General features: G+C 72.5%; 24 protein-coding genes. 14 read left to right on the forward strand and 10 right to left on the reverse strand.

The window, feature by feature from the left end; genetic code table 11:
* Positions 1 to 33 precede the first annotated feature (33 nt).
* On the forward strand, positions 34 to 834 hold the full coding sequence (locus ACFVIU_RS20710) for a CPBP family intramembrane glutamic endopeptidase (protein ID WP_385844132.1): 801 nt from the start codon (positions 34 to 36) through the stop codon (positions 832 to 834).
* Positions 835 to 854: 20 nt separating this feature from the next.
* Here the strand turns inward: ACFVIU_RS20710 and ACFVIU_RS20715 are convergent, their stop codons facing one another.
* A complete protein-coding gene (locus tag ACFVIU_RS20715) occupies positions 855 to 1,670 on the reverse strand; it encodes a PhzF family phenazine biosynthesis protein (RefSeq protein ID WP_385844133.1) in 816 nt (271 codons plus the stop codon).
* A gap of 44 nt (positions 1,671 to 1,714) precedes the next feature.
* The gene (locus ACFVIU_RS20720; RefSeq protein ID WP_385844134.1) at positions 1,715 to 2,149 is read right to left on the reverse strand and encodes a hypothetical protein; all 435 of its coding nucleotides are present in this window, start codon (positions 2,147 to 2,149) and stop codon (positions 1,715 to 1,717) included.
* A gap of 92 nt (positions 2,150 to 2,241) precedes the next feature.
* Between ACFVIU_RS20720 and ACFVIU_RS20725 the strand changes: the two genes are divergently transcribed.
* Positions 2,242 to 2,607, forward strand: a complete 366-nt coding sequence (locus ACFVIU_RS20725; RefSeq protein WP_385844135.1) for a MerR family transcriptional regulator — start codon at positions 2,242 to 2,244, stop codon at positions 2,605 to 2,607.
* 34 nt (positions 2,608 to 2,641) lie between these two features.
* On the opposite strand, the gene ACFVIU_RS20730 is transcribed toward ACFVIU_RS20725, so the two are convergent.
* Both ACFVIU_RS20730 and ACFVIU_RS20735 read right to left on the reverse strand, forming a co-directional pair.
* A complete protein-coding gene (locus tag ACFVIU_RS20730; protein WP_385844136.1) occupies positions 2,642 to 3,058 on the reverse strand; it encodes a DUF6193 family natural product biosynthesis protein in 417 nt (138 codons plus the stop codon).
* Positions 3,059 to 3,089: 31 nt separating this feature from the next.
* On the reverse strand, positions 3,090 to 3,734 hold the full coding sequence (locus tag ACFVIU_RS20735; protein ID WP_385844137.1) for an AAA family ATPase: 645 nt from the start codon (positions 3,732 to 3,734) through the stop codon (positions 3,090 to 3,092).
* A gap of 170 nt (positions 3,735 to 3,904) precedes the next feature.
* Here ACFVIU_RS20735 and ACFVIU_RS20740 point away from each other — a divergent pair, with 170 nt between their 5' ends.
* Both ACFVIU_RS20740 and ACFVIU_RS20745 read left to right on the forward strand, forming a co-directional pair.
* A complete protein-coding gene (locus ACFVIU_RS20740) occupies positions 3,905 to 4,360 on the forward strand; it encodes a nuclear transport factor 2 family protein (RefSeq protein ID WP_385844138.1) in 456 nt (151 codons plus the stop codon).
* 120 nt (positions 4,361 to 4,480) lie between these two features.
* On the forward strand, positions 4,481 to 5,128 hold the full coding sequence (locus ACFVIU_RS20745; protein ID WP_385844139.1) for a PadR family transcriptional regulator: 648 nt from the start codon (positions 4,481 to 4,483) through the stop codon (positions 5,126 to 5,128).
* 71 nt (positions 5,129 to 5,199) lie between these two features.
* On the opposite strand, the gene ACFVIU_RS20750 is transcribed toward ACFVIU_RS20745, so the two are convergent.
* Both ACFVIU_RS20750 and ACFVIU_RS20755 read right to left on the reverse strand, forming a co-directional pair.
* The gene (locus tag ACFVIU_RS20750; RefSeq protein WP_385844140.1) at positions 5,200 to 5,628 is read right to left on the reverse strand and encodes an SRPBCC family protein; all 429 of its coding nucleotides are present in this window, start codon (positions 5,626 to 5,628) and stop codon (positions 5,200 to 5,202) included.
* Positions 5,629 to 5,726: 98 nt separating this feature from the next.
* Positions 5,727 to 5,921, reverse strand: a complete 195-nt coding sequence (locus ACFVIU_RS20755; protein WP_385844355.1) for a hypothetical protein — start codon at positions 5,919 to 5,921, stop codon at positions 5,727 to 5,729.
* A gap of 226 nt (positions 5,922 to 6,147) precedes the next feature.
* Between ACFVIU_RS20755 and ACFVIU_RS20760 the strand changes: the two genes are divergently transcribed.
* Together ACFVIU_RS20760 and ACFVIU_RS20765 are read left to right on the forward strand one after the other, a co-directional pair.
* Entirely contained in the window at positions 6,148 to 6,726 is a 579-nt protein-coding gene (locus ACFVIU_RS20760) for a Clp protease N-terminal domain-containing protein (RefSeq protein ID WP_385844141.1), read from the forward strand.
* Between the two features lie 84 nt (positions 6,727 to 6,810).
* The gene (locus ACFVIU_RS20765; protein ID WP_385844142.1) at positions 6,811 to 7,815 is read left to right on the forward strand and encodes a DMT family transporter; all 1,005 of its coding nucleotides are present in this window, start codon (positions 6,811 to 6,813) and stop codon (positions 7,813 to 7,815) included.
* Positions 7,816 to 7,852: 37 nt separating this feature from the next.
* Here ACFVIU_RS20765 and ACFVIU_RS20770 read toward each other — a convergent pair whose 3' ends face one another.
* Positions 7,853 to 8,533 (reverse strand): pyridoxamine 5'-phosphate oxidase family protein, encoded by a 681-nt coding sequence (locus ACFVIU_RS20770; RefSeq protein WP_385844143.1) that lies wholly within the window; start codon positions 8,531 to 8,533, stop codon positions 7,853 to 7,855.
* A gap of 47 nt (positions 8,534 to 8,580) precedes the next feature.
* On the opposite strand from ACFVIU_RS20770, the gene ACFVIU_RS20775 reads away from it, so the two are divergent.
* Positions 8,581 to 9,912 (forward strand): aminotransferase class I/II-fold pyridoxal phosphate-dependent enzyme, encoded by a 1,332-nt coding sequence (locus tag ACFVIU_RS20775; RefSeq protein ID WP_385844144.1) that lies wholly within the window; start codon positions 8,581 to 8,583, stop codon positions 9,910 to 9,912.
* A gap of 29 nt (positions 9,913 to 9,941) precedes the next feature.
* Here ACFVIU_RS20775 and ACFVIU_RS20780 read toward each other — a convergent pair whose 3' ends face one another.
* A complete protein-coding gene (locus tag ACFVIU_RS20780; RefSeq protein ID WP_385844145.1) occupies positions 9,942 to 10,952 on the reverse strand; it encodes a DMT family transporter in 1,011 nt (336 codons plus the stop codon).
* 38 nt (positions 10,953 to 10,990) lie between these two features.
* On the opposite strand from ACFVIU_RS20780, the gene ACFVIU_RS20785 reads away from it, so the two are divergent.
* Positions 10,991 to 11,899: a LysR family transcriptional regulator gene (locus ACFVIU_RS20785; protein ID WP_385844146.1), complete on the forward strand. Its 909-nt coding sequence runs from the start codon at positions 10,991 to 10,993 to the stop codon at positions 11,897 to 11,899.
* 4 nt (positions 11,900 to 11,903) lie between these two features.
* On the opposite strand, the gene ACFVIU_RS20790 is transcribed toward ACFVIU_RS20785, so the two are convergent.
* The gene (locus ACFVIU_RS20790; protein ID WP_385844147.1) at positions 11,904 to 12,374 is read right to left on the reverse strand and encodes a pyridoxamine 5'-phosphate oxidase family protein; all 471 of its coding nucleotides are present in this window, start codon (positions 12,372 to 12,374) and stop codon (positions 11,904 to 11,906) included.
* Between the two features lie 89 nt (positions 12,375 to 12,463).
* On the opposite strand from ACFVIU_RS20790, the gene ACFVIU_RS20795 reads away from it, so the two are divergent.
* Positions 12,464 to 13,105: a cysteine hydrolase family protein gene (locus tag ACFVIU_RS20795; protein ID WP_385844148.1), complete on the forward strand. Its 642-nt coding sequence runs from the start codon at positions 12,464 to 12,466 to the stop codon at positions 13,103 to 13,105.
* On the opposite strand, the gene ACFVIU_RS20800 is transcribed toward ACFVIU_RS20795, so the two are convergent.
* Complete coding sequence (locus ACFVIU_RS20800) at positions 13,092 to 13,520, reverse strand: Rieske (2Fe-2S) protein (protein WP_385844149.1); 429 nt, start codon at positions 13,518 to 13,520, stop codon at positions 13,092 to 13,094. The genes ACFVIU_RS20795 and ACFVIU_RS20800 overlap by 14 nt on opposite strands.
* 164 nt (positions 13,521 to 13,684) lie before the next feature.
* On the opposite strand from ACFVIU_RS20800, the gene ACFVIU_RS20805 reads away from it, so the two are divergent.
* The 5 genes from ACFVIU_RS20805 (at position 13,685) to ACFVIU_RS20825 (ending at position 18,344) form a co-directional block, all read left to right on the forward strand.
* A complete protein-coding gene (locus ACFVIU_RS20805; protein WP_385844150.1) occupies positions 13,685 to 14,449 on the forward strand; it encodes a HipA family kinase in 765 nt (254 codons plus the stop codon).
* A complete protein-coding gene (locus ACFVIU_RS20810; protein ID WP_385844151.1) occupies positions 14,446 to 14,895 on the forward strand; it encodes a DUF3037 domain-containing protein in 450 nt (149 codons plus the stop codon). Before ACFVIU_RS20805 ends, ACFVIU_RS20810 begins: the two co-directional genes overlap by 4 nt.
* A 150-nt stretch (positions 14,896 to 15,045) precedes the next feature.
* Positions 15,046 to 15,807: a 3-oxoacyl-ACP reductase FabG gene (fabG, locus tag ACFVIU_RS20815; protein ID WP_385844152.1), complete on the forward strand. Its 762-nt coding sequence runs from the start codon at positions 15,046 to 15,048 to the stop codon at positions 15,805 to 15,807.
* Between the two features lie 12 nt (positions 15,808 to 15,819).
* Positions 15,820 to 16,578: an SDR family oxidoreductase gene (locus ACFVIU_RS20820; RefSeq protein ID WP_385844153.1), complete on the forward strand. Its 759-nt coding sequence runs from the start codon at positions 15,820 to 15,822 to the stop codon at positions 16,576 to 16,578.
* A gap of 188 nt (positions 16,579 to 16,766) precedes the next feature.
* Positions 16,767 to 18,344 (forward strand): ABC transporter substrate-binding protein, encoded by a 1,578-nt coding sequence (locus ACFVIU_RS20825; protein WP_385844154.1) that lies wholly within the window; start codon positions 16,767 to 16,769, stop codon positions 18,342 to 18,344.
* Positions 18,345 to 18,435 lie beyond the last annotated feature (91 nt).

The following is an 18,435-nucleotide window of genomic DNA, read 5'->3' on the forward strand; positions in this document are numbered from 1 at the left end:
GGCCAGGGGCCCGTGAGCCGGCAGGAGGCAGGGGTGCAGGTGGAGGCTGACGCGGTGGCCGATTCCTCGGCGCGGGGGCGCGACCCGCGGCGGATCCTGCGGGACGAGACGCTGCTGGTGCTGGCCCTCTCCCTCGGCGCGAGCGGGGTCTCGGCGCTGATCAGCTTCATCGGCTCGGTCACCAAGCCCGGCGGGCTGAAGGACCAGGCGGCCACCCTCAACGCCTCCGCCGCGCCCGGCCGCCCCTGGCTGGACCTCGCCTGGCAGCTCTTCGGCATCGCCACCGCCCTGGTCCCGGTCGCCCTGGTCGCCCACCTCCTGATGCGGGAGGGGCGCAGCCTGCGCACCCTCGGCTTCGACCGCACCCGCCCCTGGCCCGACCTCGCCCGGGGAGCCGGCGTCGCCGCGGTGATCGGCAGTACCGGCATCGCCTTCTACCTGGCCGCCCGCGGCCTCGGCTTCAACCTGACCGTGGTGCCCGAGGCACTGCCGGGCGTGTGGTGGAAGTACCCGGTGCTGATCCTGTCCGCGATGCAGAACGCCATCCTCGAAGAGGTCATCGTCGTCGGCTATCTGCTGCGCCGGCTCGGCCAGTTGGGCTGGACCCCGGCCACCGCGCTGGTGGCGAGCGCGGTGCTGCGCGGCTCGTACCACCTCTACCAGGGCATCGGCGGCTTCCTCGGCAACATGGTCATGGGCGTGGTGTTCGTCTGGCTGTACCGCCGCTGGGGCCGGGTCGGTCCGCTGGTCGTCGCACACTCCCTGCTCGACATCGGCGCGTTCGTCGGCTACGCCCTGCTCGCCGGCAAGGTGGGCTGGCTGCCGACGGCCTGAGCGCGGCGGACCGGCCGTACTCAGGCGTGCAGTTCGCCCTCGATCACCGTGACCGCGCGGCCGGTGAGCAGGGTGCGTTCGCCGCGCAGACCGGTGCGGACCAGACCGGTGCGCCGGGAGGCCTGGAGCCCGGTGAGGTCGTCGCGGCCGAGCCGGGCGGACCAGTGCGGGGCGAGCGCGGTGTGGGCGCTGCCGGTCACCGGGTCCTCGTCGATGCCGACGCGGGGGAAGAAGCAGCGGGAGACGTAGTCGTGGCCGGCGGCGGGGTCCGCGGCGCGGGCGGTGGCGATGATCCCGCGGCTGGAGTGGGCGGCCAGGGCCTTGTGGTCCGGGGCGAGCCCCAGCACCGTCTTCTCGTCGGCCAGTTCCACCAGCAGGTCGCCGACGTTCGGCCCGGTGTCGAAGGTGGCCACCGGTTCCGCGCCCAGCGCCTCGGCGACCCCGGCCGGGGCCTCCACCGGGGTCAGCGGGGCGGTGGGGAAGTCCAGGGTGATCGAGCCGTCCGCGCCGGGCGTGGCGATCAGCACACCACTGCGGGTGGCGAACCGCACCGGGCCGGTGTGGGCGCCGCCGGTGTGCAGCACATGGGCCGTGGCGAGCGTGGCGTGCCCGCACATCGCGACCTCGGCGACGGGCGTGAACCAGCGCAGTGCCCAGTCCGCCCCGCCGCCCCCGGGCAGCCGGTGCGCGAACGCGGTCTCGGCGTGGTTGACCTCCATGGCGACGCTCTGGAGCCAGTCGTCGGCCGGGAAGGCGTCGTCGTCCAGGAGCAGGACGCCGGCGGGGTTGCCGGTGAAGGGGCGGTCGGCGAAGGCGTCCACGATTCGAATGCGCATGAGCCGAGGCTAGGTGCTTCGGTTGGTTTCGACCCAAGGCCAATTCACGGGTTCTGGCCTGGATTCCGCAGGGTGGCCGCAGCCGGCCGCAGCCACGGCAGGAGCTGCGCCACCCCGAAGGACACCTCCAGCACCAGGAACGGCCACAGCACCCCGGGCCCGCCGTGCGCCAGCGCGTACGCCTGCCACAGGGCGAACAGGGCGCGTGCGGTGCCGTCGAGAAGACCGTGCAGCGGCAGGGGCCGTACGACGCGCAGGACCGACCACACCACCACGACCGACCCCATCAGGTTGGCGTACAGGGTCTGCATCGGGGTGAGCGCGGGCATGGGGCCGAGGCCGCTCGCGGTACCCGCCGCCGACAGCGCGTGGTGGGCCAGTGCGTAGGTCCATGGTGTCGCGAAGGACGCGGTGACGATCAGGTCGTACCAGCCGCTGGCGCGGACGAGACGGAGGTAGGCGGGGGCGGCGGGGTTCACGGGGGCTCCTCGGCAGGGGTCGCTCGGGCGCCGCCCACGCTAAACAGCGGAGTACGCTCCAAGGTCAAGTCGAGCGACCTGACGGGGGAGTCATGCGTATCGGTGAACTGGCCGCGCGGACCGGGGTGTCCAGGGACACGCTGCGCTTCTACGAGAGGATCGGTCTGATCGAGGGCGACCGGCGGCCCAACGGCTATCGCGACTTCCCGCCGGAGACGGTGCCCTGGCTGCACTACATCCGGACCGCGCAGGCCCTCGGGTTCACTCTGGCCGAGATCGCCCGGCACGGCGCGGAGCTGCGGGACGCCCCGGACAGCGCGACCGCCCTGTCCGTGCTGTTGGCGGAGAAGATCCAGGTCATCGACGAGCGTATGGCTCAACTGTCCGCGCTGCGCGCCGACCTCGCCGCCCGCGTCGGCACGGGGTGCCCCCTGCGGGCGGCGGAGCGAGCCAGCTGAGCGGCCGCACCCCGGGGGTGCGGCAGCCCTCCCTTCAGTCCGCGCAGCGGTCGCGGTCCGGTGAGCCGGCGGCCGCGGACCCGGCCGTGGCTTCGTGGGCCGCGAGTTCCTCCCGGGTCCCGACGAAGACCGCTCCGGCGTTCGCGGGGAGGCGTTCGACCACCATCGCGATGGCCTCCTGCGCCGTCGCGGCCGGTCCCACATGCTGGCTTCGCGACGGGCCGGAGACCGCGTAGCCGCCGTCCGCCGCGGGCTGGATGTAGGGGATGTCCCAGGTCCCCGGCCACTCCGTGCAGCGGCTGAAGTGCAGTTCTCCCATCCCGGTCCAGGGGAACAGCTGCCGTAGGCGGGGTTCGGCGCAGGCAGCTTCGAGCAGCTCCGGACGGACCCGGCCGTCGGCGCGGACCTTCTGCCAGCCCGCTTCGACCGCAGCCCGGCTCGATGTCGTCATGTCCATAGCCAACATCATCCCGGTCGGCCCGTCAGAGCCGGAACGCCCTGCTCACCTGATCAGTGAGTTCCGCTTCCGTCATCGTGGTGTCGACGTGGATGGCGCGCAGCCGGAGGCGCCGGATCTCCTCCTCCAGGCGTCCGGTGAACATGCGGTCGCGTTCGGCGAGGTTGCGACCGGCCTTCGCGGGGTCGCTGGTCTTCGACAGGAACCCTTCCCCCGGTGCCGAGCGACTCCGGAAGGCGGCCTGGCGGAAGGCGGGTGTGGGAAGCAGCCAGACCGCGCGCTCCGGAGCGGCGAGCAGAGGCTGCACGAGGTGGGGCAGCAGCCGGAACCCCTCGACGACGACGCACGGTTCCGGCGGCAGGCGGAGGAGGTCCTCCACGATCAGGCCGAAGCCCTCGCCCCGGTACCAGTGGAACGTCTCCAGCATGACGTCCGGAGTCCGGTTCACCCAGCGCTCGTCCATGTCCATGGCGATGAACGCGTGCAGAAGCGGGGCGTCTTCGGCCGTGGTCCGCTCCGCGTGGTCGCGCATCGCGTCGTCGGTCGAGTAGAGACGCCAGCCATGGCGGTCGGCGAGTCGGCGGGCGATCGTCGACTTGCCCGCGCCACTCCCGCCGCCGATCCAGAACACGTTCCCCAGCCGCGCCGCGAGCCGCACGGCGTCGGGCACCTCTTCGCAGTCTTCTCCCACCCCTTCCGATTGCCCGTTTCCGGCGCGGAAGCCACGTTCGCCGCGTGCGCCGTTACCCGGGAGGTAATGGCAGCGGTCTGCCGGCGCCGGTGAGAATGCCGGCCTGTCGCGTCATGCGGACGCGGCAGATCGGATCGGGGTGATGAGTCATGTCCGTAGCCGCTGCCGCGGCCACGCGCGCTGTCGTGGAGGAGCTGTTGCGCCGGATCGGCGAGGGCGATCCGGAGAGCATCGCCGAGCTGTATGCCGTGGCCTGCGACTGGAAGCTGGACTGGCCGGAGGCCGAGCACGGTCGGACCGCCACTCCATGGATCCGGCACCGCTCCACCCGCGCCGATGCCGCCGCCCACTACCGCGAGCTCGGTGATCACCATGTGCCCGGGCAGGCGGCGACCGAGATCGAGCGCATCCTCGTCGACGGCCGCGACGCGGTGGTGCTCGGCGAGATCCGGCAGACCGCCCGCTCCACCGGGCGTGCCTACCGTGCCCGGTTCGCCCTGCACCTCACCGTCGAAGACGGTCTTGTCACCCGGCATCACGTCTACGAAGACAGCCTGGCCGTCGCCGTGGCCTTCGACAGGAAGGAGCCGGGCGAGACTCGCTGAGGGCCGGGTCTGGCTTGAGGAGGGGCTTGTTATGCGATCGGTTCCGATATATCGTCGAAGCATCGCGAACGATACGCGATGCAGACGTGAAAGATCGGCGATGGAAATGGAGTGATCGCGATGCGTTCCCATGGATACGAGCGTGGACACCGGCACGAGGGCTTCGGCCGACGGGGTATGGGTGGATTCGAGGGCCGGCGGGCCGCCTTCGGGCCCTTCGGGCCGGGGGGTCCGGGCGGACCCGGGTTCGGGCCCGGTGGTCCGGGGTTCGGCCCCGGGTTCGGGCCGGGACCCTGGGGGCCGCGAGGGCGGGGCGGCCCGCGGGGGCGGGCGCGGCGCGGCGACGTACGCGCGTCGATCCTGGCCCTGCTCAAGGAGCGGTCCATGCACGGCTACGAGATGATCCAGGAGATCGCCGAACGCAGCGGCGGCGCGTGGAAGCCCAGCCCCGGCTCGGTCTACCCGACGCTGCAACTGCTGGAGGACGAGGGCCTGATCACCAGCGAGAGCGAGGGCGGCAAGAAGCTGTTCTCCCTCACCGAGAGCGGCCGCGCTGCCGCCGAGGAGGGGGCCGAGGCGCCGTGGGAGGAGGCCTCGCGCGGGGTCGACTGGGAGGCGCTCGGGGAGATCCGCCAGGCCGGCTCCGGTCTGATGGAGGCCTTCGGGCAGGTCTGCAAGACCGGCAGCAAGGAGCAGCGCGAGAAGGCGCTGGCCGTCCTCAACGACGCCCGCAAGAAGCTGTACCTCATCCTCGCCGACGAGCACTGAGACCCGACCGGCGGCCGAGGCGCCCCGCGTGGACACCGCGCGGGGCGCCTTCGGATGTCCCCGCCCCCCGCTCACTCGACCAGCGCGGCCAGCCTGCGCAGCGACTCGGTCAGGGCGGCACCGGCCGAGTCCTTCAGCTTGCCCGCCATCAGGGACACCGCGGCCCCCGTGAACTCGCCGTCGATCCGGACGGCCGTGGCGTCGCCGGCGGGGGTGAGCGTGTAGCGGGTGGTCAGCGCCACCGCCATCGGACCCTTGCCGCGGATCACCAGCACCCGGGCCGGTTCCAGCTCCTCGACGGTCCAGTCGACCTCCGCCGGGAAGCCCATCAGCTTCATGTTCTCCCGGAAGGTGCCGCCCACGGCGAGGTCCGTCGGTCCGCCCTCGGGGAAGCCGGTGTGGGTGGTGTTCCACTCCCCGTACGACGACCAGTCGGTGAGCCGGCCCCACACCTTCTCGGCCGGTGCCTGGATGCGTGCCTCCGCGCTGACTTCGGCCATGCGACCACCCCTTCGGATCGGGTTCGAGTCGGGTGTATCCGGCTGCGGTGTCGCGGAACGTAGCCGCACGACGGCGAACATTCAATACTGATGAACTGTCAGGAATGGTCGGTGTCGGGCGCGGACCGGCCCACGCGCCGTATCTCCGCCGCGTCGAACGCGTCCCAGGCGCGCGGCAGCGCACTCTCGTCGTGGCAGTGCCAGGCCTCCCAGAACAGGTCGGCGAGCGTTGCGTCCTCGGGTGCGTAGACCCGGTACACGTACTGCTTGCCGTCCACCGCCGGCAGCGCCACGAGCCAGCACCCGCCCACGCTCTCCATGTCCCTGTGGGACGTACCCAGGCGTGCGCCGGTTGCCTTCAGGGCGCGTGCCAGGCCGGCGCGCGCCCCCGTGGACCGGATCGGCCTGATCTCCTCCCCAAGGAGGAGATCCCGACCGGCGATGTCCACTCTGCGTGGGACGCGAAAATGGTTCCGCTCGGGGATGACCCGGCCCGTGGGGACTGATGGGGTAGGCGATGTGCACTCCCGTATAGTCGGCCCGACCGCCCCTGACGAGGCGAGCCCGTGCCCGGACGACGCCGCAGGGCTCGGCGCGGCCTGTGCCGCGATCGTCGCCGCTGCCCGCCGCCGGGCCGTGCGGGACGGGGACCGGCAGATCGACACCGCCCATCTGCTCCACTCCCTGCTGGAGCACGACCCCGAGGTGCGTGCCGCGGTCGGCGGACCGGCGCAGCTCGCCCGGCTGTTCGGCTATCTCGTGCAGCGCAGTATCGGATACGGGCTGCGCTGGCAGGGGAGTGTGGAGGACTCCGGGGCGATAGCCGTCGTGGCCCGGCCTGACGGCTCCGCCGGCTCCGATGGCTCCGGCGGCTGGTCGCCGGTCGCGGCCGCGGCGCTCGTCGAGGCCCGGGCGCGGGCGCACCGGCGCGGTGAGCCCCGCGCCGCCGGCACCGATCTCCTCGCCGCGCTCATCGCGGACCCGGAGTCCCGCGCCGTCCAGGTGCTCGAGCGCGCCGGTATCCCCGCCCGCGAGCTGCGCACCCGCCTCGACCGCGGTGTGGAGGCGGGCGCGGACGACCAGGGCGCCGCCTGCTGACGGGGCACCTGCCGGGCCGGTGTCCGTCCATCTCCTGAGACAGGTGTCATGGGGGATGACGCTCCTGTCGTCCGCTGTCATGATGTGCCGGTGCATACGTCTGAGAGCAGTCAGGGCAGCCGGGGCAAGGGGGCGGGACTCGGTCTCGCGCTGGCCTCGGCGGTGGCGTTCGGCGGGTCGGGAGTGGCCGCCAAGCCGTTGATCGAGGCGGGCCTCGACCCGCTGCACGTGGTGTGGTTGCGGGTCACCGGCGCCGCCCTCGTGATGCTTCCCCTCGCGGTCCGGCACCGCGCCCTGCTGCGCCGGCGCCCCGCGCTGCTCGCCGGGTTCGGGCTGCTGGCCGTCGCCGGTGTCCAGGCCTGCTACTTCGCCGCGCTCTCCCGTATCCCGGTCGGGGTGGCGCTGCTCATCGAGTACCTGGCTCCCGCGCTGGTGCTCGGCTGGGTGCGGTTCGTACAGCGGCGGCCGGTCTCGCGGGCCGCCGCGCTCGGTGTGGTCCTCGCGGCCGGCGGGCTCGCCTGTGTGGTCGAGGTGTGGTCGGGGCTGAGCTTCGACGCGCTCGGCCTGCTGTTCGCGCTCGGCGCCGCCTGCTGCCAGGTCGGCTACTTCGTCCTGGCCGACCAGGGCAGCGACGCGGGCGCGGAGGCACCGGACCCGCTCGGCGTCATCGCCTACGGCCTGCTGGTCGGCGCGGCCGTGCTGACGGTCGTCGCCCGGCCCTGGACCATGCCGTGGTCGGTGCTGACCGGCTCCGCGGACCTGAACGGCACCGCCGTACCGGCTCTCGCCCTGCTGGGCTGGATCGTCCTGGTCGCCACCGTCGTCGCGTACGTCACCGGTGTGCTCTCGGTGCGGCGGCTGTCGCCGCAGGTCGCCGGGGTCGTCGCCTGCCTGGAGGCGGTGATCGCGACGGTGCTGGCCTGGGTACTGCTCGGCGAACACCTGTCGGCTCCCCAGGTCGCCGGTGGCGCGGTCGTGCTGGTCGGCGCCTTCATCGCCCAGTCCTCGACACCGGCCAAGGGGGCCGCGGAACCGGTGGCGGCGGGCGGCGCGGAAAGGGAGCTGTCCGCGCGGGGCACGGCGGCCTGAGGGGGCTGCCCTGGACGGAGCGGGCTGGGCGTTCGGGCTAGTGCGCGGAGAGGTAGTCCGGCAGGGGCACTTCCGGGGCCAGGTCGGGGTTGGGGATCGGGGTGTCGTAACCCTTGCGGAGGGGGACCACGCCGGACCAGTGCGGGAGGTCCAGGTCCTCGGGCTCGTCGTTGGCGGGGCCGGTGCGGATCTTCGCCGAGACCTGCTCCAGGTCCAGGCGGATCACGGCGGTGGCGGCCAGTTCCTTCTTGTTCGCGGGCCGCGAGTCGGCGGCCCGGCCCGGGACGACATGGTCGACCAGCGCGTCCAGCGCCAGTCGCCGCTCCTCGGGGTCGGTGACCTCGTGCGCGACGCCGTGCACCACGACCGAGCGGTAGTTGATCGAGTGGTGGAAGGCGGACCGGGCCAGCACCAGGCCGTCGACATGGGTGACCGTCAGGCACACCGGCAGACCCGGATCGGCCTGGCCGGCCATCCGCAGCGGGCGCGAACCCGTGGAGCCGTGCACATAGAGCCGGTCGCCGACCCGGCCGTACAGGGTCGGCAGCACCACCGGCGCGCCGTCGCGGACGAAGCCGAGGTGGCAGACGTAACCCTCGTCGAGTATCGCGTGCACCACGTCCTTGTCGTACGACGCGCGGTCCGCCGAGCGCGTGGGCACTGTGCGGTCGGTGGCGGGGTAGGAGGCGGACTGCGGTTCCTCGGTCGTGCCCGGCATGGCGGTCCTCCGTGAAAAAGTTATTGCACTAGTGCATAATTGGCTTTGTGCTAGGAGAATATCCGATCGAAGGGCGCGGCGCAGCCGAGATCGCGTCGAGCGTCGAGCGCGCGGTGGGCTCCGGCGAGCTGAAGCCGGGCCAACCCCTGCCTCCCATGCGGGAGTTGGCGGCCCGGCTCGGGGTGAATCCCAATACGGTGGCGGCCGCCTACCGCACCCTGCGCGAGCGCGGGGTGATCGAGACCGCCGGCCGCCGGGGCAGCCGGGTGCGGGCGAAACCGGCCACCACCGGGCGCAAGGAGCTGCGCGTCCAGGTGCCGCCGGGCGGCCGCGACCTCGCCGCCGGCAACCCCGACCCGGCCCTGATGCCCCGCCTCGGCCCGGCCTTCGCCGCGGCGGCGGAGGCCGCGGACCGCGATCCGGTCCTCTACGGGGCCGAGCCTGTCGACCCGGACCTCGTCCGCCTCGCCCGCGCCGAACTCGACGCGGACGGCGTCCCGGAGGGGCCGGTCATGGTGGCCTCCGGTTCCCTCGACGCCGTCGAGCGGGTGCTCGTCGCCCACCTCCGGCCGGGCGACGCCGTCGCCGTCGAGGACCCCGGCTGGGGCAGCGTCATCGACCTGGTGCCCGCGCTGGGGCTGCGCGCGCTCCCGGTCGGCGTGGACGACGACGGACCGCGCGCCGAGGATCTGCGCCGCGCGCTGGAGTCCGGGGCCCGCGCCGTGATCGTCACCGACCGCGCCCAGAACCCGACCGGCGCCGCGGTGTCGGCCACGCGCGCGCGTGCCCTGCGCGCGGTGCTGCGGGAGCATCCGCAGACCCTGCTGATCGAGGACGACCACGGCAACGGCATCGTCGACCAGCCGCTGCACCCCCTCGCGGGTGTCACCCGGAACTGGGCCTTCGTCCGCTCCGTGGCCAAGGCCTACGGCCCCGATCTGCGCCTCGCCGTCCTCGCCGGGGACCCGGTCACGCTGGACCGGGTGCGCGGCCGCCAGCGCCTCGGGCCTGGCTGGGTGAGCCTGCTGCTCCAGCGGGCGGTGGTGCGGCTGTGGAGCGAGGGCGCCGTGGACCGGGCGGCGGTGGCGGCGGCGTACCGGAACCGCAGGCAGCTCCTGATCGACGCGCTCGCCGGCCACGGCCTGACCGCCCACGGCCGCAGCGGTCTGCACGTCTGGGTCCCGGTCCCCGACGAGACGGTCGCGGTGGCCCGGCTGCTCCAGGCCGGCTGGGCGGTCGCACCGGGCGCCCGCTTCCGGCTGAACAGCCCCCCGGGCGTCCGGATCACCGTCTCGACCCTGACCGCCGAGGACATTGAGCCCCTGGCCGAGGCGGTGGCGGCGGCGGTACGGCCGTCTCCGGAGCGCGTCTACGGGTGACCGGAGCACTGCCTGAGGACGGCGCCGGCTCAGCCGGCCTTGCGGCGCACCTGGGTCAGTGCCGCTCCCGCCAGGACGATCACGGCGCCGACCGGGGTCGTCCAGCGCAGCGACTCGCCGAGGATCGCTACGCCCGCGGCGGTGGCGATGACCGGGATGAAGTACGTGACCATCTGTGCCGTGGTCGGCCCGACCTCCGCGACCAGGCCGTACTGGATCAGGACGGCCAGCCCGGTGCCCAGCGCCCCCAGCGCGGCGATCGCCAGCAGCGGGACGAGCCGGACATGGGCGGGGAGGTCGGTGAACAGCGGGGTGACCAGGGCCAGCTGGACCGTCGCCAGCAGCAGCTGGCCGCCGGTCATGGACAGATGCGAGTTCCCGGTGCCGGCGAGGGTGCGCCGGACGTAGATCCAGCCGACGGGGTAGCTCAGCGAGGCCAGCAGTGCCATCGCCGTACCCGTGGCGTCCAGCCCGTGGAAGCCCTGCCAGGCTCCGAGGACCGTCAGCACCCCGAGGAAGCCGAGGCCGAGCCCGGCGACGCGGACCCGGGTGGGCCGGTCCTCGGACAGTGCGACCAGGGACAGCGCCATGCCCCACAGCGGGGAGGTCGCGTTGCAGATGCCGGCCAGCGTGGACGGGATCGTCAGCTCCGCGTAGGCGAAGAGGGAGAACGGCAGGGCGTTCAGGAAGAACGCGGCGACCGCCATGTGGCCCCACAGGCGCGCTCCGCGCGGCAGCCGCTCCCGCTTGACGGCCATCGTCGCCGCCAGGACCGCCGTACCGAACACGAGCCGCCCCAGGGTGACCTGGAAGGGCGCGTAGCCCTCCGTGCCCACCTTGATCAGCAGAAAGCTGAAGCCCCAGATCAGCGACAGGGCGCCGAAGCGGAGCCGCCAGTCCAGGCGGGCGCGCGGGCCGGCCGGGGCGGAGGCGGGGGTGCGGGTGGGGAGCTTGGGGGACTGCGGTCGCGGCGCGGGGGCCGTCCTCGGGGCGGGGGTGCTCATGCCCTCCACGATGCCCTGGGCGATCTCGTAGCACAATCGAGATTTTCCCTCAGGTACCTCTTAGAATCCCTTACATGTTGAATCTGGAGCGCCTGCGCACCCTGGACGCCCTCGCCCGGCACGGCTCGGTCAGCGCGGCCGCCGAAGCGCTGCACGTCACCACCTCCGCCGTCTCCCAGCAGCTGGGCAAGCTGGAGCGGGAGGTCGGTCAGCAGCTCCTCGCCAAGAACGGCCGGGGGGTACGGCTCACCGACGCCGGCCGGCTGCTGGCGGAGCACACGGCACGCATCCTCTCCCAGGTAGAGCTGGCCGAGTCCGACCTCGAGGCGCACCGCGGCCAGGTCGTCGGCGAGCTGCGGCTGTCCGCGTTCCCGACCGCCGCCCGCGGCCTCTTCCCGGCCGCCCTGGGCGCGCTGCGCAGCGCGCACCCGGGGCTGCGGGTGCGCTCCAGCGAACTGGAGCCGGAGCGCGGCATCGCGGCGGTCGTCCGCGGCGACCTCGACCTCGCCGTGGTCCTCGACTGGTACAACAAGCCGATGCCGGTGCCGGACGGCCTGGTCAAGGCGCCCCTGCTGGACGACCCGGCCGATGTCGCGATGCCCGCCGGGCACCGGTTCGCGGACCGGGCCGAGGTGGACCTCACCGACTTCGCCGAGGACGAGTGGATCACCTGGGGCGAGGGCGAGTTCTGCCACGAGTGGCTGATGTTCACGCTCCGCTCCAAGGGCGTCGAGCCGATCGTCGGCCACCGCGCCGGGGAGACCCACACCCAACTCGGGCTGGTGGCCGCCGGGCTGGGCGTGTGCATCGCACCGCTGCTGGGCCGCCACCCGGTACCCGAGGGGGTCGTCCTGGTGCCGGTGCGGCCCCGCGTGCGCCGCCATGTCTACGTGATCTGGCGGGCGGACGCGGACCGCCGGCCCTCGATCCGCGCGGCCGTGGACGCCCTCCAGTCAGCCGCCCGCCAGGTGAGCCGGCCCTAGCCCCCTAGCGCGTCCCCAGCTTGCGGAAGTCCCAGGAGACGATCTTCTCCGGGGTCAGCCGGGCCCAGGCGTGCCGGCCGTCGTGCGGCATCTCCTCCAGGCCGAAGTTCTTGCGGGCGAACAGGGTCTCCGGGGTGTCGAGTTCGGCGCACAGCTCACCCGTGCGCGGCACCTCGCCCACGAACTCGACCCGCCCGGACAGCTCGGCCCCGCGCAGCTCGTCGTACTCCTCGCCGGAGTCGATCACGACGGCCACGCGCGGATCGCGCCGCAGCTGTGCCCAGCGCCTGCTGCGGACCACCGAGTACAGCCACAGCGAGGTGCCGTCCCAGGCGAACCACAGGGCGCTCACATGCGGGGTGCCGTCGGCCGAGACGGTCGCGACCCGGCAGGTGCGCTGTGTGGTGAGGAACGCGTCCAGCTCGCCGGGCGTCATCATGATCCTCCGGCCCCTGCGCTGCTGACTGACGCTCATGCGGCCCCCTCTTCTGTCCCCTGTAACCGGCCAACTATCGTGTCAGAGCGATCCTCTGACATTCCGTCAGAAAATCAAGGGGGTCCCTCATGCCGTCGTACGACCGGCTCGCCGAGCTGCTCGATCCCGTGCACACCGTCCTGCTGACCGTGGAGTGCCAGCGGGGGGTCGTCGGACCGGACAGCGCACTGCCCGAACTCGCCCGAGCGGCCCGCGCCTCCGGCGCCCTGCGCAATGTCGCCCGGCTGGTCGCCGCCGCCCACGCGAGCGGTGTGCAGGTGATCCACGCCATCGCCGAGCGCCGCCCGGACGGCCGCGGCGCCAGCCGCAACGCCCGCCTGTTCCGGGCCGCCGAACGCCTCCCGGTGCAGCAGCTCAGCGGCAGCACGGCGGTGCGCGTGGCGCCCCCGATCGAGGTCGGCGACGAGGATCTCGTCGTACGGCGGCTGCACGGCCTGTCCCCGCTGCACGGCACCGACGTCGACCCGCTGCTGCGCAATCTCGGCTGCCGCACGCTGGTCGTCACCGGTGTCTCGGCGAACGTGGCCGTGCCCAACGCGGTGTTCGACGCCGTCAACCTCGGCTACACGGTCGTCGTCCCGGCCGACGCCATCGCCGGGGTGCCCGCCGACTACACCCCCCAGCTGGTCCGGCACACCCTCGCGCTGGTCGCCACGGTCACGACCACCGACGAGGTCCTCGGCCATCTGGCACGGGTCAGGCCAGCGTGATGTCCTCGCCGGAGACGGTGATCTTCGCCGCGGGCAGCGGCCGGGTCGCCGGACCCTGCTTCACACTGCCGTCCTCGGCGGAGAAGTGGCTGTTGTGGCACGGGCACACGATCACCCCGTTCGCCACGCTGCTGACCGCGCAGCCCTGATGGGTGCACTTCGACGAGAACGCCTTGTACTGGCCGGCGGTCGGCTGCGTGACCACCACCCCCTGGTCCTTGAAGACCTTGCCGCCGCCCTCCGGGATGTCGGAGGTCTTGGCCAGTGCGGTGCCGGAGCCGGTGGTCACGCTCTTCGAGGAGTCGTCGCCCGAGCCGCAGGCCGTCAGCGCGGCGGCGAGCCCCGCCGCTCCGGCCGCCGCCACGACGGTACGGCGGGCCGGTCCGGCGGGGGAGTTGAGCGATGCGCTGGTCATGTGGGGGTTCCCTTCCGCGGTGCGGTTCGTGGTCCGCCGAGGGGTAAGGCCCCCGGGCGCCACCTGTTCAGACGGGGAACCCCGATCCTCGCCGCCCGGGCATGCGCAGGCAGCGGTGCGCGAGCTGTCGGCCGGTCCCGGCCGCGCCCCAGTAACCTGGGGCGATGCTCAAGGAAGTCACCGCGACCCGCTACATCACGCCGCTGCGTGAGGGGGGATCGCTGCCGGGACTCGTCGAGGCCGACGACTTCGGGACCTATGTCATCAAGTTCACCGGCGCCGGACAGGGCCGCAAGACGCTCGTGGCCGAGGTGGTGTGCGGCGAGCTGGCCCGGCGGCTCGGGTTCCGGATGCCCCGGCTGGTCACCCTGCGCCTGGACCCGGTCCTCGGCCTCGGCGAGCCCGAACAGCAGGTGCAGGACCTGCTGCGCGGCAGCGGTGGCGCCAACCTCGGCATGGACTTCCTCTCCGGCGCCCTCGGCTACGACCCGCTCGCCTTCCCGGTGCGCCCCGAGGAGGCCGGCCGGATCGTCTGGTTCGACGCGCTCGTCAACAACGTCGACCGCTCCTGGCGCAACCCCAACCTCCTGGTGCACCGCGGCGAACTGTGGCTCATCGACCACGGCGCCACCATGATCTGGCACCACAACTGGCCCTCCGCCGGGGCCTCCGCCGCCCGCCCCTACGACGCCTCGGACCACGCCCTCGCCCGCTTCGCCCCGGACGTCACCGCCGCCGCGGCCGAGCTGGCGCCCCTGGTCACCGAGGACCTGCTCGCCGAGGTCACCGCCGAGATCCCCGACGCCTGGCTGGTCGACGAGCCGGGCTTCGACACCCCGGACGAGCTGCGGCGGGCCTATGCGCGCCCGCTGCTGGCCCGGGCGGCCGTCATCGCCGAGCGCATCACCGGTATCGAGGAGGGCAAGTGAGCGAGCGGCACATCCACGTGGCCGGCCATGTCACCGAGCGGCACATCACCCGGGCGGGCCAGGGCGGCGACCGGGACGTGTTCGAGTACGCGCTGCTGCGGGTCGTGCCGCGGATCGAGCGCGGCGAGTACATCAACGCCGGCGTGATCCTCTACTGCCGGGCGCGGGGCTACGTCGGAGCCCGCACCCATCTGGACGAGGCCCGGCTGCGGGCCCTGGACCCGGCGGCGGACGCGGACGGGATCCGGGCCGCCCTCGGTGCCGTGGAGAGGATCTGCGCGGGCGGCGAGGAGGCCGGGCAGGCGGCCCGGGACGACGCCGGCCGGCGCTTCCGCTGGCTGATCGCGCCCCGCTCCACCGTCGTCCAGCCGGGTCCGGTGCACACCGGACTCACCACCGACCCGGCGGCCGAGGCGGAGCGCTTGCTGGACCTCCTGGTGAGGTAATGGATCACACCGGCCGGGCGCCCCGTTGACACCGGGTGCCAGGCCTTCTAGCGTCACGGGTGCTGAAGGTACTAAGCGGTCGCTCACCGCGCACGAGGGGTCCCTGCCGAGGGGCCCGACAGGTTCTCTCAAGGGCGAGGAGAAGCAGTAATGTCCACCACTGAACAGCGGGTCGCGGTCGTCACCGGAGCGGCGCGCGGCATCGGGGCCGCCACCGCCGTACGGCTGGCCGCCGAGGGTCGCGCGGTCGCCGTGATCGACCTGGACGAGGCCGCCTGCAAGGACACCGTCGAGAAGATCACCGCCGCCGGCGGCACGGCGATCGCGGTCGGCGCCGACGTGTCCGACGAGGCGCAGGTCGAGGCGGCCGTCGCCCGCATCACCGCGGAGCTGGGCGCGCCGACCATCCTGGTCAACAACGCCGGGGTGCTCCGCGACAACCTGCTGTTCAAGATGAGCGTCTCGGACTGGGACACCGTCCTGAACGTGCACCTGCGCGGCTCCTTCCTGATGACCAAGGCCGTGCAGAAGCACATGGTCGACGCGGGCTTCGGCCGGATCGTCAACCTGTCCTCCTCCTCGGCGCTCGGCAACCGCGGCCAGGCCAACTACTCCGCCGCCAAGGCCGGTCTCCAGGGCTTCACCAAGACCCTCGCCATCGAGCTGGGCAAGTTCGGCATCACCGCCAACGCCGTGGCCCCCGGCTTCATCGCCACGGAGATGACCAAGGCCACCGCCGACCGGGTGGGCATGGGCTTCGACGACTTCAAGAAGGCCGCCGCCACCCAGATCCCGGTGCAGCGCGTCGGCGAGCCCGAGGACATCGCCAACGCCATCGCCTTCTTCACCGGCGAGGCGGCCGGCTTCGTCTCCGGCCAGGTGCTGTACGTCGCCGGCGGCCCGCTCAACTAAGGAACACGCACCATGACTTCCGTGGAACTCTCCGGCAAGGTCGCCCTCATCACGGGCGCCAGCCGCGGCATCGGGTACGGCATCGCCGAGGCCCTGGTCGCGCGCGGTGACCGGGTCTGCATCACCGGCCGCACCGAGGACAGCCTGAAGGAGGCCGTCGACCGGCTCGGCGCCGACCGGGTCATCGCCGTCGTGGGCAAGGCCCATGACCCGGACCACCAGACCGAGGCCGTCGAACGCACCATGGAGGCCTTCGGCCGCCTGGACTTCCTGGTCAACAACGCGGGCACCAACCCGGTCTTCGGGCCGCTCGCGGACCTCGACCTGAACGTCGCGCGCAAGGTCTTCGACACCAACGTGATCTCCGCGCTCGGCTTCGCCCAGAAGGCCTGGCACGCCTGGCAGAAGGAGAACGGCGGCGCGATCGTCAACATCGCCTCGGTCGCGGGCCTCGCGCCCTCGCCGTTCATCGGCGCCTACGGCGTCAGCAAGGCGGCGATGATCAACCTGACCCAGCAGCTGGCGCACGAGTTCGCGCCGAAGGTCCGGGTCAACGCGATCGCCCCGGCCGTGGTCAAGACCAAGTTCGCCCAGGCGCTGTGGGAGAACCGCGAGGACGAGGCGGCCGCCGCCTACCCGCTCGGCCGGCTCGGCCTGCCCTCCGACATCGGTGGCGCCGCGGCCTTCCTCACCTCCGGTCAGTCCGACTGGATCACCGGTCAGACGCTCGTCCTGGACGGCGGCATCTTCCTCAACGCCGGCGTCAGCTGATCGTCCGTTCCGGGCGCCGAACTTCCGACGGATCGGCGCCCGGAACGCCGTACACGATCCACCCAGTGGGATGACAACGTCGTCACAGCGCAATCGATCAAGAGCCGGGATTCCAGGGGTGGTTCGACTAGCCGGACGCTGCGGTATGGTCTGCCGACCCTTGGTACGGCAGATCGAGGAGCGTGCGCGTGTTCAACCGGAACCGATTCCTGCGGCGAGTCGCGGCGATCGCGTCCATATCCCTGCTGACCGGATGCGGTCTGTTCTCCGACGGAGACCCGGCCGGCAAGGGGCCCATCGTGGTCGGCACCACCAGTGCGCCGAGCACCCTGGACCCGGCCGGCGCCTGGGACGGTTCCTGGGAGCTGTACCGCAACATCTACCAGACGCTCCTCGCCTACCCGAACGGCGCGACCACCCCGCAGCCCGACGCCGCCGAGAGCTGCTCCTTCACCGACTCCGGCAGCCGCACCTACCGCTGCACCCTGCGCGCGAACCTGAAGTTCGCCGACGGCGACCCGCTCACCGCCCGGGCCGTCGCCTACTCCATCAACCGCATCCGCACCATCAACGCCCCCGGCGGCCCCGCGGGCCTGCTCGACAGCCTGGACCGGGTGGAGACGAGCGGCGACCGGAACATCGTCTTCCATCTCAACCAGTCCGACGCCACCTTCCCGTTCGTGCTGGCCACCCCCGCCATGTCGATCGTCGACCCCGACGACTACCCGGCCCGCTCGCTGCGCACGGACGGCAAGGTCTTCGGCTCCGGGCCCTACCAGCTCCAGTCGTACGAGGAGGACAAGGAGGCCGTCCTCGTCGGCAACGGCAACTACCACGGCTTCGCCCAGCCGCAGAACGACGCGGTGACCATCCGTTACTTCCAGGACTCGTCCAGCATGGTCAAGGCCCTGCGGGCGAAGCAGATCGACGTCACCTACCGCGGTCTCGCCGCCGACGACATCCTCGCCCTCCAGCAGCACGCCACCACCGACCTCCAGCTCGTCGACGGCGCCGGCACCGACATCAGCTACCTGGTCTTCAACCCCAAGGACCCCTGGGCCAAGCAGCCCGCCGTGCGCAGGGCCGTCGCCCAGGTCATCGACCGGGGCGCCATCGCCCACAAGGTCTACAAGGACACCGTCGACCCGCTGTACTCCATGATCCCCAAGGGCCTGACCGGGCACACCACCGGCTTCTTCGACGACTACGGCGACCCCAGCGCCGACAAGGCCCGCGCCCTGCTGACCGCCGCCGGCATCCACCAGCCGGTCCCGCTCACCCTCTGGTACACCACCGACCGCTACGGCTCCGAGACGGGCCAGATGTTCCAGGAGCTCAAGCGGCAGCTGGAGGCCTCCGGGCTGTTCACCATCACCCTCAAGAGCCGCCCCTGGAAGAGCTACGTGGTCGGCTACCAGAAGGGCGAGTACCCGGTGTTCGGGCGCGGCTGGTTCCCGGACTTCCCCGACGCGGACAACTTCATCGCCCCCTTCGTGGGCGAGCACAACGCGCTCGGCACGCCGTACCCGGCCAAGGAGATCACCGGCAAGCTGCTGCCCCACTCGCGCGCGCAGAGCGACCGCGCGCAGACCGTCAAGGACGTGGAACAGGCCCAGCAGATCCTGGTGAACGACGCCCGGCTGATCCCGCTGTGGCAGGGCCGGCAGTACGTGGCCGCGAGCGACGACATCTCCGGCGGCGAGCAGGCCCTCGACCCGTCGACGATCATGATGATGTGGATGCTGCACCGCAAGACCAGCTGGTGAGCCCGGTGCCCGACCCTTGTCGTGCCGGTTGTCAGTGGTCGCCTGTAGGTTCTGAGGCGAGCAAGTGACCGCACATCGTGAGGACGTTGAC

Origin of the sequence: Streptomyces sp. NPDC127190 (genome assembly GCF_042672505.1) — a bacterium.
Classification (GTDB): Bacteria; Actinomycetota; Actinomycetes; order Streptomycetales; family Streptomycetaceae; genus Streptomyces.

Coding starts and splice junctions, on each gene's coding strand:
- ACFVIU_RS20715 (WP_385844133.1), bottom strand. CDS start 1,670: ATGCGCATTCGAATCGTGGACGCCTTCGCCGACCGCCCCTTCACCGGC.
- ACFVIU_RS20725 (WP_385844135.1), top strand. CDS start 2,242: ATGCGTATCGGTGAACTGGCCGCGCGGACCGGGGTGTCCAGGGACACG.
- ACFVIU_RS20730 (WP_385844136.1), bottom strand. CDS start 3,058: ATGACGACATCGAGCCGGGCTGCGGTCGAAGCGGGCTGGCAGAAGGTC.
- ACFVIU_RS20740 (WP_385844138.1), top strand. CDS start 3,905: ATGTCCGTAGCCGCTGCCGCGGCCACGCGCGCTGTCGTGGAGGAGCTG.
- ACFVIU_RS20745 (WP_385844139.1), top strand. CDS start 4,481: ATGCGTTCCCATGGATACGAGCGTGGACACCGGCACGAGGGCTTCGGC.
- ACFVIU_RS20750 (WP_385844140.1), bottom strand. CDS start 5,628: ATGGCCGAAGTCAGCGCGGAGGCACGCATCCAGGCACCGGCCGAGAAG.
- ACFVIU_RS20770 (WP_385844143.1), bottom strand. CDS start 8,533: ATGCCGGGCACGACCGAGGAACCGCAGTCCGCCTCCTACCCCGCCACC.
- ACFVIU_RS20785 (WP_385844146.1), top strand. CDS start 10,991: ATGTTGAATCTGGAGCGCCTGCGCACCCTGGACGCCCTCGCCCGGCAC.
- ACFVIU_RS20790 (WP_385844147.1), bottom strand. CDS start 12,374: ATGAGCGTCAGTCAGCAGCGCAGGGGCCGGAGGATCATGATGACGCCC.
- ACFVIU_RS20795 (WP_385844148.1), top strand. CDS start 12,464: ATGCCGTCGTACGACCGGCTCGCCGAGCTGCTCGATCCCGTGCACACC.
- ACFVIU_RS20800 (WP_385844149.1), bottom strand. CDS start 13,520: ATGACCAGCGCATCGCTCAACTCCCCCGCCGGACCGGCCCGCCGTACC.
- ACFVIU_RS20805 (WP_385844150.1), top strand. CDS start 13,685: ATGCTCAAGGAAGTCACCGCGACCCGCTACATCACGCCGCTGCGTGAG.
- fabG (WP_385844152.1), top strand. CDS start 15,046: ATGTCCACCACTGAACAGCGGGTCGCGGTCGTCACCGGAGCGGCGCGC.
- ACFVIU_RS20820 (WP_385844153.1), top strand. CDS start 15,820: ATGACTTCCGTGGAACTCTCCGGCAAGGTCGCCCTCATCACGGGCGCC.